This is a genomic window from Nocardia sp. PE-7 (genome assembly GCF_030486425.1).
Taxonomy (GTDB): domain Bacteria; phylum Actinomycetota; class Actinomycetes; order Mycobacteriales; family Mycobacteriaceae; genus Nocardia; species Nocardia salmonicida_A.
Genome location: NZ_CP129614.1, coordinates 3,873,338 through 3,885,676 on the forward strand (window position 1 = coordinate 3,873,338; position 12,339 = coordinate 3,885,676).

Here is a 12,339-nt window from a genome sequence, read left to right on the forward strand (position 1 = left end):
TTCGGACGATCTATCCCGTCAACGCACGAGCGCCCGATTTTTCTCCCGAGCGGGACCGTGTATTCAGCTACCGGGCCGGACGAGCCCGGTCTCGTAGGCCAGCACCACCGCCTGCACCCGGTCGCGCAAGCCGAGTTTGGTGAGCACTCGGCCGACATGGGTCTTCACCGTCGCCTCCGACAGGAACAGCGCCGCGGCGATCTCGGCGTTCGAGCGGCCGACCGCGATCTGCTCGAGCACTTCGCGTTCGCGGGCGGTGAGGACGTCGAGGATCTTCGGGTCGCGCAGACTCGTCGGGTCCTCGGCGACGAGCCGGTCCAGCAATCGCTTGGTGACCTTGGGCGAGACCACCGCGTCACCGCCGGCGACGCTGCGGATGGCCGAGATGAGGTCCTCGGGTGGGGTGTCCTTGAGCAGGAATCCGCTCGCACCGGCGCGCAGGGCGCCGAGAGCGTGTTCGTCGAGGTCGAAGGTGGTCATCACGAGCACCCGCACACCCTCGCCCGCGGCCACGATCCGCGCGGTGGCGGTCACCCCGTCGACGACGGGCATCCGCACGTCCATCAGCACCACATCGGGGCGCAGCTCGCTCGCGCGCCGCACGGCCTCGTCGCCGTTGCCCGCTTCGCCGATCACCTCGATGTCGGGATGTGCGCCCAGCACCATCTTCAGGCCCATCCGCATGAGTTCCTGATCGTCCACCACGAGCACGCTGATCGGCATTGCCTCACCCTAACGCGCGCAGCCGCGCAGCGTTCCCCCGTTATTTCGCGCAGGCCGCGGCGAGTGGTCAGTCCGTTTCGGTGCGCAGCGGGAGGTCGGCGCGCACCCGCCAGCGGCCGTCGTCGAGCCTGCCCGCGCTCAGGGTGCCGCCGAGCACCGCGACTCGTTCGCGCATCCCGACCAGCCCCATCCCGGTGCCGGGAATCTCGGCGCCGGGGCTCACCTGCGCGGGAACGCCGCCGCTGTCGGTGACCTCGACGAGGATGTCCTCGTCACGGCGGTGCACCCGGACCACGGCCTTCGGCTCCGTCCCCGCGTGGCGCAGGGTGTTGGTGAGCGATTCCTGCACGATGCGGTGCAGGCCGAGGCTCACCTCGGGGGCGATGTCGTCGAGTTCACCGGTCAGTTCGAGGTCCACGGCCAGACCCGCCTCGCGCATCATCTGGGCCAGTTTCGCGATACCCGCGCTGCCGTGTTGGGGCAGCAGTTCCGGGGCGTGCTCGGTGCGCAGCAGTGCGACGGTGCGGCGCAGCTCGCGCAGGGCCTCGCGCCCGGTTCCCGCGATGGTGGCGAGCGCGCGTTCGGCGGTTTCGGGGTCCTCGCGCAGGGCGTATTTGGCACCGTCGGCCTGCACGATGATCACGCTCACCGCGTGCGCGACCACATCGTGGAGTTCACGGGCGATGCGGGTGCGTTCGGCGGCGACCGCGTCGTGCGCGCGCCGTTCCTTGTCGTAGTCGGCGACCGCGAGCCGGGCCGCGACCTCGGAGTCGTACGCGTGCCGGGCGCCGTTGAACTCGGCCAGCGTCCAGCACAGCGCGTAGATGAGCCCGGCCATCGCCAGATCTCCACCCCTCGGCTGGTCGAGCAGCAGGACCGACAACGCCATGTCGAGCGCGAGGAAGGCGAGGAAGATGAGACCCTCACGTCGGCCGACGTAGGCGACGAGCGTGTAGAGCATCACCCCGAGGCCGATCAAGGCGACGTGGTCGGCGGCGTGTTCATCGGTCAGGTAGCCGATCAGGGTGTTCAGCAGCGACAACACCAGCAGCACCGCCGAGACCGCCCGCGGGTACACCCGGCGCAGGATCAGCGGCAACGGCAGGATCACCGAGAAGAACAGATAGACGATCTTGTTGCGTTCGTCGCCCACCCCGAGGGCGTCGAGCAGCAGGAGCAATCCCGCGAGCATCGAGTCGGCGACGATGGGTCGTCCGCGTAGCCACAGGCTGAACCGGCGCACGAGGCCAGCGTAGCCCCGGCTGGCTTTCCGGCCGTGATCTTGATTGCCTGAACGCGTGCAACTCGGAGACTGGACGGTCCTACTGGTGGCCGCCGCGGCGGCGGGCTGGGTCGACGCCGTGGTCGGCGGCGGTGGGCTGATCATTCTGCCGACGCTGTTGCTCGTCGTCCCCGGCATCGCACCGCAGACCGCGCTCGGCACCAACAAGCTCGCCGCCCTGGCGGGTACCGCGACCGCGGTGGCGACCTTCGCGCGCAGGGTGCCGATGCAGTGGAAGGTCCTGCTGCCCGGTGCGGTGATCGCCGCGATCACCGCCGCGTGCGGCGCGGCGGCGGTGTCGCTGATCGACCGCGAGCTCTTCATCCCCCTGGTGATGGTGGTGCTCGTCGGCGTGGCGGTGTTCGTGACCCTGCGCCCCTCGGTCGGCCTGACGATGGCCACCCATCCGCCGACGCGGCGCAAGGTGATCCTGGTCGTCGGCCTCGCGTCCGGACTGATCGGCCTCTACGACGGGCTGCTCGGACCGGGCACCGGAACCTTCTTGATCATCACCTTCGCGACGCTGCTCGGCACCGAGTTCGTGCGGGCGGCCGCGATGGCGAAAGTGATCAACTGCGGGTCGAACGTGGGTGCGCTGCTGTTCCTCGGCGCGACCGGCCACATCCTGTGGGGCCTCGGCGCGGGCATGGCGGTGGCCAATGTCCTGGGTGCCCTGATCGGTTCGCGGATGGCACTGGCCAAGGGCGCCGAGTTCGTTCGGATCGTGTTGCTCGTGGTCGTGGTGGTGATGGTGATCCGCCTGGGGTGGCAGCAGTTCGGTTAGCGGGCCGGCTCGGAGGGCGCGGAGGCGGCCAGCCAGGGCTGCAGGACCCGCGAGGTGGTCTCGTGGATCTTGCGGTGCAGGCGTTCGCCGTCGTCGACGCCGTGCTGTGGCTGTTGGAACAGCACGGTCAGCGCCCCCGATACCGCGCCGACCACGGCGCCGACCAGCGCCGCGGCGCCGACCTCGTCGAGTTCGTGCGGGAACGCGATGTGCAACTGATGGGCGATCTCGCGCTGGGCGACCAATTGCGCGTGCGCGGCACGACCGCTCACCGAGGGGACCGTGCGCGAGACCCGTGCCCGCAGCGCGGCCACCCGCGAACTGATGTCGTCGACGAGGCGTTCGCCGGGATTGTCGCCCGCGGCGCGCAGGGCCCGCAGCAACACTTCCACCGGCCGCTCGCCGGGGCGACGCGTGGCGATGGCGGCGACCGCCGCGCGAACCCGTTCGTCGCTCTCGGGGAAGAGCAGATCTTCTTTGCTCGCGAAGTAGTTGAAGAAGGTCCGGGTGCCGACCTCGGCCGCGGCCGCGATCTCGGCGACGGTCGTTTCCTCATACCCTCTGGCCTCGAACAATTCGACGGCGGCCACGAGGATCGCACGGCGGGTTCGTTCCCTTTTTCGATCACGCAGGGCAGATGGCGGCACGGCGGCGACCCTACGGCATTCTCGGCGTCGCTCGCGGGATGACCGGAGTCCGCGCGTCACGACCACAACCCGACATGACGGTGCGCCGGAAGCGGTTCCGGCACACATGTGTCGGTGGCACCGGTTAGCGTAGGTGCGGTGAGGGATACCACGACTTCCAGAGATGTGGACGAGGAGTTCCGCGCGCTCGGGCTCGCGACCCTGGCCGAGGCCGCGTTGTCGGCGGCCCGCGCGGCCGGGGCCGAGCATGCCGATCTGCGCGTGCAACGCTTGGTGTCGCAGTCGATCCGGTTGCGCGACGGTCGCGTCGAAGCCGTCACCGACTCCACCGAGCTGGGGCTGGCCGTCCGCGTGATCGTCGACGGCACCTGGGGTTTCGCCTCCCATGCCGCGCTCACGCCCGAGATCGCCGCCGAGGTCGCGCGCCGCGCGGTGACCGTGGCGAGGGCGCTGCGTTCGCTGAATCGCGAGCGCGTCGAGCTGGCCGACGAGCCGCGCTACGACGATGTCTCGTGGGTCTCGGCCTACGACCTCGACCCGTTCGCGGTGCCGACGGCCGACAAAGTGGCGCTGCTGCAGGACTATTCCGAACGCCTGTCGGCCGCCGATGGTGTCGACCATGTCACCGCCTCGGTCCTGCAGGTCAAGGAGCAGACGTTCTACGCCGACACCGCGGGTTCGTCGATCACCCAGCAGCGGGTGCGCTTGCACCCACAGCTGGCCGCGGTCACCGTCGATTCCGCGTCCGGGGTGTTCGAGACGATGCGCACTCTAGCCGCGCCCGCGGGCCGCGGCTGGGAGTACGTCACCGGCGCCGACGGAACATGGGACTGGAGCGACGAACTCGCCCGGATCCCCGGCTGGCTGGCCGAGAAGGTGAAGGCGCCCAGTGTCGTCGCGGGCCCCACCGATCTGGTGATCGACCCGACGAACCTGTGGCTGACGATTCACGAATCCATCGGCCATGCCACCGAATACGACCGCGCGATCGGCTACGAATCCGCGTACGCGGGTACCTCGTTCGCGACTCCCGATCAGCTCGGCACGCTGCGGTACGGCACGCCGATCATGCACGTCACCGGCGACCGCACCCAGGTCAACGGCTTGAGCACCGTCGGTTACGACGACGAGGGCGTGGCCGGCCAGCAGTGGGATCTGGTGCGCGACGGCGTCCTGGTCGGCTACCAGCTCGACCGCGTGTTCGCCCCGCGGCTGGGCCTCGACCGCTCCAACGGTTGCTCGTATGCCGATTCGCCGCACCATGTTCCGATCCAGCGGATGGCGAACGTGTCGTTGCAGCCCGATCCCGAACGCGACACCAGCACCGCCGAGTTGATCTCCCGGGTGCAGGACGGCATCTACATCATGGGCGACAAGTCGTGGTCGATCGATATGCAGCGCTACAACTTCCAGTTCACGGGTCAGCGCTTCTTCCGGATTCGCAACGGCGAACTGGACGGGCAACTGCGCGATGTCGCCTACCAGGCGACCACCACCGATTTCTGGGGGTCGATGGAAGCGATCGGCGGGCCGAGTACCTGGCAGCTCGGTGGCGCGTTCAACTGCGGTAAGGCGCAGCCCGGTCAGGTGGCGGCGGTGAGCCACGGCTGCCCGTCGGTGCTGGTGCGCGGGGTCAACATTCTCAATACCCGGACGGAGGGCGGTCAGTGAACGAGGGTCTGTTCCCGGCGGGCGCGGTGGTCGAGCGTGCGCTCGCGGCGTCGAAAGCCGACGAGGCGATCGTGATCGTCACCGACGCGCACGATGCGTCGCTGCGGTGGGCCGGCAACTCGATGACCACCAATGGTTCGTCGATCTCGCGGGATTGGGCGGTGATCTCGGTGTTCCGTGACGGCCCGAACACCGCGCGGGTCGGCTCCATCAGCTCCACCAGCGTCGACCCCACCGAGATCGAGGCCGTGGTGCGCGCCAGCGAGCAGGCCGCTCGCACGGCGGCTCCCGCCCGCGACGCGATGCCGCTGCTCGAACCCACCGACGACGACACCGCCACCTGGGATCAGGCGCCCGGCGCCACCGAAATCGAGGTGTTCACCGGGTTGGCGCGCGAGCTGTCCACCGGATTCGACGGCACCGATCGCCTCTACGGTTTCGCCCACCACCAGGTGCACACCACCTGGCTGGGCACCTCGACCGGTATCCGCCGACGGTTCAGTCAGCCCACCGGTTCGGTGGAGATCAACGGCAAGCGGGGCGAGGGCAAAGACCTGGCGAGCGCGTGGGTGGGGGTCGGCACCGCCGACTTCACCGACGTCGACACCCCGGGCCTCCTCGCCGAGCTGTCACGACGCCTCGACTGGTCCAAGCGCCGCATCGAGCTGCCCGCGGGCCGCTACGAAACGCTGTTGCCGCCGTCGTCGGTCGCCGATCTGATGATCTATCTGGCGTGGAGCATGGAGGGCCGCGGTGCGCACGAAGGCCACACCGCCTTCTCCCGCGCCGGTGGCACGCGCATGGGTGAACGGCTCGGCGACATCGCGCTGACCCTGTTCTCCGACCCGAATGCGAGCGGTCTGGAATATCGGCCGTTCGTGGCGACGCCGTCGTCGTCGGAGTCGCTGTCGGTGTTCGACAACGGACTGTCCGCGCAGCGGGTGGACTGGATCAGCGACGGCGTCATCGAATCGCTGGTCTATCCGCGCGCCACAGCTGCCGAATTCTCCGCCCCCGCAACGGTTCCCGGGGAGAACCTGCTGCTCACCGGCGGCGGCGACGCGTCGCTGGACGACATGATCGCGCGCACCGAACGCGGCCTGCTCCTCACCTGCCTCTGGTACATCCGCGAGGTCGACCCCGCCACGCTGCTGCTCACGGGATTGACCCGTGACGGCGTCTACCTCGTCGAGGACGGTCAGGTGACCGGTTCGGTCAACAACTTCCGCTTCAACGAGAGTCCGCTCGACCTGCTGCGACGGGTGTCGGAAGCGGGCGCCACCGAGATCACCCTCCCCCGGGAGTGGAAGGACTGGTTCACCCGCACCGCCATGCCCCCGCTGCGCATCCCCGACTTCCACATGTCGTCGGTGAGCCAGGCCACCTAGCGGGTGCGGGCACGCACCGGCCCGACCGACTGCGCCATGGTCGGCGCGTGACAGCATGATCGGGTGACCGGTATCCGGATGTTCGCCACCGACCTCGACGGCACCTTGCTGCGTTCCGATCGCACCGTCTCGGCGCGTACCGCCGAGGCCATGGCCGGTGCACAGGCCGCGGGCATCGAGGTGGTGTGGGCGACGGCGCGTGCCCGCCATTCGGTGCACGAGTTGGCGCAGTCGTGCGGTTTCCGGGGTAAAGCGGTGTGCGCCAACGGCGCCGTGCTGCTCGACCTCGCCGACGGCACACCGGAGATCATCGACACCGTCTCGATCGACACCGGCGCGGCGGGTGCGGTGATGGCGCAGATCCGCGCGCTGATTCCCGGTGTCGTCTTCGCCAATGTGGGCGCCACCCGGTTCGTCGCCGAGCCCGCCTATGCCGCCCTGTGCGAGTTCACCGATCATCACCGGGACCCGCACGAGATGGAATTGTCGGACACCTTGCCGACGGGCGTCGAGGCGATGGTGAAGATCGTCGCCCGTCATCCCGAGCTACCGGGCGCGCAGCTGTACCGCCAGGCGGTGGCGGTCGGGATCACCGGTGTGGAGCTGACCCACTCCGGTGCCGCGTACATGGAGATGGCCGCGGAGGGTGTGTCGAAGGCCAGCGCGCTGGCCCGATTGTGCGCACTCGACGGCATCCACCTCTCGGAGGTCGCGGCCGCGGGGGACGCGCTCAACGATGTCGCCATGCTGACCTGGGCGGGTACCGCGCTGGTTCCGGCCAACGCGGCACCCGAGGTCATCGCACTGGCCGACCGGGTGCTCCCGACCAACGACGAGGACGGTGTCGCCTCCTACCTGGAGGAATTGGTGGGTTCGGCACCGCGCGACTCGGCTAGCTGACAGAGGTCGGCGCCCGACCGACGCTGAGATGCAGGATCGCATCGGTTACGTCCACGGTGTCGGTGTCCAGCGGGAAGTAGCCCTGCTCCTGGGTGACATCGGTGCGGGTTCGTCCGGGTCCGATGTCCGACGCCGGGAGCAGACCCCACGTGTCGACGCGGTTCTGCAGCGTGTGTTCGAAGGTGCCCGGCGCGGGTTCGGCGAGTTCGAGGCCGTCACTGCGTCCCAGACTGCCGAGGATCACTCCGTAGTGCTCCCCCAGTAGCGATCCGACGATCGCCCCGGCGCCGGACCAGACGAGCTCCATCGACCCCATGGGCATGACGCTGGTGTTGCGCCGCAGGTGCAGGTTGTGCGAGTACACCAGGGTCGGCCCGCGGCGCGCTTCGATGGACCGGATGTCGAGCAGGTTCTGGGCCATGAGCGCGTCCCGGGAGGCGGCCAGGCTGTTCCATCGCACGCCGTCCTCGGTCGGCTGCGCCGCCTGCCGGTGATAGCGCAGCAAGCCGAGCCCGGCGGTGAGATGGACTTCGGCCCTTCGCCACTCGGCGAGCGACGTGGCCGCGATCCGCTCCGGCGCGCGCGTGTAGAGCAGGGTGAGCAGGTCGTCGGCGATCACCCGCAACCGCTCGGCCTCGGGGGTGGTCCCGGGCGAGACGTTCGCGTCCAGGACCGCCTCGGCGCGGCTCCATCGCTCGTCGCTGCCGGCAGGCCCGCTGATGTCGAAGTCGAGCTCCAGGTAGTCGCGGGCGAATTCGAGATAGGTCCGCGGGCTGGGCGCACTCATCGTTTCCATCGCGGCGTCGAATCCGTAGAAGCCGACCTGGTCCTCAGCCGACAGGCCCGCGTTGTGGTCGCGCAGCCAAGCGACCAGTTCCCTGTTCCCGGTGAGTTCGCCGAATTCGTGCGAGAAGCCCGTTCGCATCACCTCGTCGAAGTCGCCGTGGCCACCTCGAACGAACTCGTCCACGGCGAGCGCGGCGACCCGATCTGTTTCCAGCGCGATCGATCGGAACCCACCGGCCACCAACTCGACGAACAGTTCGTTACGGACCGACGCGAAGCCGGGTTCTTTGTGCGTCGGTTCCCCGAGCGCAAGCAGTTCACAGGACGAGCGGACGAAGTCGCTGATTTTCTGACTCATATCTATCAATCGTATCGTTGAAAGAACGGTTGAGACTTGATCAGGCACTCTTCGCACACTATGTCGTAAAGTCTCAAAACAGTGAGAACCCTACGACCGTCCGACCTGGCCCGCGAGCACGCGATCTCGACCCAGGCAGTCCGCAACTACGAACAGGACGGCTGCCTCCCACCGGCCGAGCGCACCCCCACCGGCTATCGGATCTACACCGAGCTGCACGCGACGGCGCTGCGCACCTACCTGACCCTGATCCCCGCCTACGGCCACGCGAGAGCGGGCGACATCATGCGCGCACTGCACGAGGACGACCTCGACAAGGCCCTCACGATCATCGACCGTGGGCACAGTCGGCTCCTGCGAGACCGTGAGACCCTCACCTCGGTACACCGAGCCGTCGACCACCTGATCACCGAATCGAGCTCTGACACAACACATTCAGCGGGCTCCAGAACCATCGGCGAACTCGCCCACCATCTCCGGGTCACCCCGGCCACTCTCCGAGCCTGGGAAGCGGCGGGCATCCTGTCCCCCGACCGCGATCCGACCACCGGGTACCGCCGCTACGGCCCCACCGATCTCCGCGATGCCGAACTGGCGCACATCCTGCGCCGCGGCCACTACCGCCTCGACCACATCGCCACCGTCATCGGGCAGATCCGCGCCGCGGGCAGCACCGAAGCGTTGGCGAAAGCCCTCGCCGACTGGCGAGCCGGACTCACCGCCCAGGGCATCGCCATGCTCGACGCCGCCGCCGCGCTGAGCCGATATTCGGCCGTACTGCGCCGCTAGTCTGGACCGACCATGCCTGATCTTCTCGGAATCAATCATCTGACGCTCGCGACCACCGACCTCGATCGGCTCGTCCGGTACTACACCGAATTCCTCGGCGCGACTATGGCTTTCGAGCGGTCTGCCACCTCGACCGACCCCCGGATCGCCGTCGTCGACGTCGGCGGCGCCGACCACCTGATGCTCGTGGAGACCACCACCGCGCCGCGCACCGATCGCGATCCCCTCGGCCGCGCGGGATGGGGTCTGCGCGTGGGCACGCTCGAGGGACTCCGCGCGGTCCGTGATCGCCTCGCGGCGGCCGGTTTGCCGGTCGGCCCGATCGAAACCCTGCCCACACAGTGGACGATGTCAGCCGAGGACCCCGATGGACGCCCGGTGGACATCCGGGCGCACCGTCCCCGCCCCGGTGCGCCCGGCTGATCTCCTCAGACCCGCTCGAGCACCGCCGACGCGCCGATGCCGCCTGCCGCGCAGATCCCCAGCAGCGCGGTCTCTTTCCCCGTGCGGGCCAGTTCGTTGGCCATGGTGGTGACCATGCGGGCACCGGTGGCGCCGAAGGGATGACCCAGCGAGATCGAGCCGCCGTGCACGTTCAGCTTGTCGATGTCGACGGAGCCGACCGGCTCGTCACGATCGAGCCTGGCCTTGGCCCAGTCGGTGCTCTCGAGCATGCGCAGCACCGAAAGAGTCTGCGCGGCAAAGGCTTCGTGGATATCGACGAGGTCGATGTCAGCCAGAGTCATGCCCGCCTTGTCGAGGGCGCGCGGCATCGAGATCGCGGGACCGATGAGGACCTGATCGGCGGGGTCGACACTGACGAAACTCCAGGAGCGGAAAGCGGCCTGCGGGGTGAACCCGAGGGCGCGCGCCTTCTCCTCGCTCATCAGCAACACCGCCGACGCACCGTCGGTGAGCGGGCTGGCATTGCCCGCGGTGACCGTACCGTTCTTCTCGAACACCGGCTTCAGAGTGGCGAGCTTCTCGATGCTGGTGTTCGCGCGGACCAGTCCGTCGACATCGATCAGCGTGCCCGACGGGGTGGTGACCGCCACGACCTCGTCGTCGAAACGTCCCGAGGCGATCGCCGCCGCGGCACGCTGGTGCGATCGGGCGGCGAACGCGTCTTGATCAGCGCGTGAGATCCCGTTGATGCGGGCCATCTTCTCCGCGGACTCGCCCATCACCTCGCCGGTGGTGCGCTCGGCGATCTTCGGCTGACGCGGCAGGATGTCGGTGAACGGCGCGAGCTGGCGGACCACGTCGAGGTAGTCCATCGCCTTGGGCTTGCCCAGTGCCACCGGCGCGACCGCGTGCACGACCTTCTGCGGCAACTTGATCTCGGCATTGCTGGTGGAGTCGCTACCGCCGGCGATCATGATGTCGTACTCACCGCGCTCGATCGCCGCCGCCGCCGAGGTCACCGCCTGCAGGCCGGACGCGCACGCGCGGGTGACCGTGTACCCCTCACAACCGAAGTCCAGATTCAGGTCAAGGGCGATCTCGCGCGCGATATTCGGCGCGTGACTGGGCAGGACCACCCCGCCCCAGACGATCGACTCGATCTCGCCGGGCGCGATCCCGGTGCGTTCGATCAGCCCCTGGACGGCCGCACCGGCCAAGGCGATGCTGTCGAGGCGGGTGAAGTCGGTGAACGCGCGCACGAAGGGGGTGCGAGCACCCGCGACGACAACGGCGCGGCGGCGCTTTTCGGCCATGGGGGTCCTCTCGAAGAGCGAGTGAACCCCCACGGTATCCGATACCGGCAGTACTAGGTACTGATTCCGGGAACGGGATCAGGCCGGCGTGATCTCGATGCCGATCGTGCCCGCTTTCCCGCGGCGCAAGTTGCTGGCGAGGATCACCAGCGGCCCGGTCAGCCAGTACTTACGGCGCACCCCCGACCGCACCTGCTCGGTTTCGGCGGCGTCGAGCAGTCGGGCGGTCCCGGTGACGACGGCGCCGTGTGCGGCTCCACGCGCGTTGCACGGTTGCAGCGTCACCTCCGGATTGCGTCGGATGCGCTTCACTTTCCAGCTGTCGGTGACCGTCCAGACATACAGCTTGTCCTCGCGGGCGACAGCCCACAGCGGCGTCCCGACCGGTGTGCCGTCTTTGCGGAAGGTGGTGAGGAGTACGTAATTCGCGGTCGCCAGTTCGCCGAGGCGGTTAGTCATGTCCGCAGCCTAATCGGTCGAAAGATTATGGGCGCTCGCGCGAAAGTCTTCGTAGCCTCGGAAACGAATCGACTCTCTGGCGAAAGGCCGACGATGACCGATACCGCGGTACCCCTGCTGTGGAGCGGAGACCTGCCGAGCACCCTCGAGTTCTACCGGGCGCTCGGCTACACCGTGACCCATGAGCAAACCCGCCCCTATGTCTACGGCGCGATCGAACACCACGGCTGCGCCCTGCATTTCGCACCCGCGCCGAAGGGCATCGAGCTGCCGGTGGAGCACGCGGGCGCGCTGGTGATGGTCGACGACGTGGCCGCACGCCATGCCGAGTACACCGCCGCACTGCGCGCGCACTACGGCAGGATTCCGAGCAAGGGTCGCCCGCGGATCACCCGGTTCCGTCCGGGTCAGTCCCGGTTCTCCCTGGTCGATCCGGTCGGCAACACCGTCCTCGTGATCCAGCGCGACGAGCCCATGGAACTCGAGTACGGCGGCTCGCGCGAGCTCGAAGGCCTGGCCCGGGTTCTCGACAATGCCCGCATCCTGCGCGATTTCAAGAACGACGACCGCGCGGCCACCCGTGTTTTGGAGACCGGCTTGCGCCGGTTCGGCGCCACCGCGACCGCGCTCGACCGGGCTCGCGCCTACACCGCCCTCGCCGAACTCGCCGGCGTCGCCGAGGACAGCGACCGGCTCGCACACTGGAAAGCCGAACTCGACACCGTCGAATTGACCGCCGAGCAACGCGCGGCGATCGCGGACGATCTACTCACGGCCGCGCCCACCGTGACCGACTGAACCGGCCTCACCTCCGGTCGGCCAGTAGGCTTCGAC

Annotated in this window: 13 protein-coding genes; 7 read left to right on the top strand and 6 right to left on the bottom strand. The window is 68.7% G+C overall.

What is annotated here, in order from left to right; all coding sequences use genetic code 11:
• Positions 1 to 63: 63 nt before the first annotated feature.
• On the bottom strand, positions 64 to 723 hold the full coding sequence (locus QX204_RS18310) for a response regulator (RefSeq protein WP_301900945.1): 660 nt from the start codon (positions 721 to 723) through the stop codon (positions 64 to 66).
• Between the two features lie 67 nt (positions 724 to 790).
• A complete protein-coding gene (locus QX204_RS18315; RefSeq protein WP_301900946.1) occupies positions 791 to 1,966 on the bottom strand; it encodes a sensor histidine kinase in 1,176 nt (391 codons plus the stop codon).
• 55 nt (positions 1,967 to 2,021) lie between these two features.
• On the opposite strand from QX204_RS18315, the gene QX204_RS18320 reads away from it, so the two are divergent.
• Positions 2,022 to 2,789, top strand: a complete 768-nt coding sequence (locus tag QX204_RS18320) for a TSUP family transporter (RefSeq protein WP_301900947.1) — start codon at positions 2,022 to 2,024, stop codon at positions 2,787 to 2,789.
• Here the strand turns inward: QX204_RS18320 and QX204_RS18325 are convergent.
• A complete protein-coding gene (locus QX204_RS18325) occupies positions 2,786 to 3,379 on the bottom strand; it encodes a TetR family transcriptional regulator (protein WP_301908032.1) in 594 nt (197 codons plus the stop codon). The two genes, QX204_RS18320 and QX204_RS18325, sit on opposite strands and share 4 nt — an antisense overlap.
• A 195-nt stretch (positions 3,380 to 3,574) precedes the next feature.
• Here QX204_RS18325 and QX204_RS18330 point away from each other — a divergent pair, with 195 nt between their 5' ends.
• From QX204_RS18330 to QX204_RS18340, 3 genes are all read left to right on the top strand, one after another.
• The gene (locus tag QX204_RS18330; protein WP_301900948.1) at positions 3,575 to 5,107 is read left to right on the top strand and encodes a TldD/PmbA family protein; all 1,533 of its coding nucleotides are present in this window, start codon (positions 3,575 to 3,577) and stop codon (positions 5,105 to 5,107) included.
• A gap of 8 nt (positions 5,108 to 5,115) precedes the next feature.
• Positions 5,116 to 6,495, top strand: a complete 1,380-nt coding sequence (locus QX204_RS18335) for a TldD/PmbA family protein (RefSeq protein WP_301908033.1) — start codon at positions 5,116 to 5,118, stop codon at positions 6,493 to 6,495.
• 63 nt (positions 6,496 to 6,558) lie between these two features.
• Complete coding sequence (locus tag QX204_RS18340; RefSeq protein ID WP_301900949.1) at positions 6,559 to 7,395, top strand: HAD family hydrolase; 837 nt, start codon at positions 6,559 to 6,561, stop codon at positions 7,393 to 7,395.
• On the opposite strand, the gene QX204_RS18345 is transcribed toward QX204_RS18340, so the two are convergent.
• Positions 7,388 to 8,539: an erythromycin esterase family protein gene (locus QX204_RS18345; RefSeq protein WP_301900950.1), complete on the bottom strand. Its 1,152-nt coding sequence runs from the start codon at positions 8,537 to 8,539 to the stop codon at positions 7,388 to 7,390. The two genes, QX204_RS18340 and QX204_RS18345, sit on opposite strands and share 8 nt — an antisense overlap.
• Positions 8,540 to 8,620: 81 nt before the next feature.
• Between QX204_RS18345 and QX204_RS18350 the strand changes: the two genes are divergently transcribed.
• A complete protein-coding gene (locus QX204_RS18350) occupies positions 8,621 to 9,328 on the top strand; it encodes a TioE family transcriptional regulator (protein WP_301900951.1) in 708 nt (235 codons plus the stop codon).
• 12 nt (positions 9,329 to 9,340) lie between these two features.
• Positions 9,341 to 9,751: a VOC family protein gene (locus tag QX204_RS18355; protein WP_301900952.1), complete on the top strand. Its 411-nt coding sequence runs from the start codon at positions 9,341 to 9,343 to the stop codon at positions 9,749 to 9,751.
• Positions 9,752 to 9,756: 5 nt separating this feature from the next.
• On the opposite strand, the gene QX204_RS18360 is transcribed toward QX204_RS18355, so the two are convergent.
• Positions 9,757 to 11,046 (bottom strand): acetyl-CoA C-acyltransferase, encoded by a 1,290-nt coding sequence (locus tag QX204_RS18360; protein ID WP_301900953.1) that lies wholly within the window; start codon positions 11,044 to 11,046, stop codon positions 9,757 to 9,759.
• Positions 11,047 to 11,124: 78 nt separating this feature from the next.
• Positions 11,125 to 11,505: a PPOX class F420-dependent oxidoreductase gene (locus QX204_RS18365; protein ID WP_056809801.1), complete on the bottom strand. Its 381-nt coding sequence runs from the start codon at positions 11,503 to 11,505 to the stop codon at positions 11,125 to 11,127.
• 93 nt (positions 11,506 to 11,598) lie between these two features.
• Here QX204_RS18365 and QX204_RS18370 point away from each other — a divergent pair, with 93 nt between their 5' ends.
• Complete coding sequence (locus QX204_RS18370) at positions 11,599 to 12,303, top strand: DUF8817 family protein (protein WP_301900954.1); 705 nt, start codon at positions 11,599 to 11,601, stop codon at positions 12,301 to 12,303.
• Positions 12,304 to 12,339 lie beyond the last annotated feature (36 nt).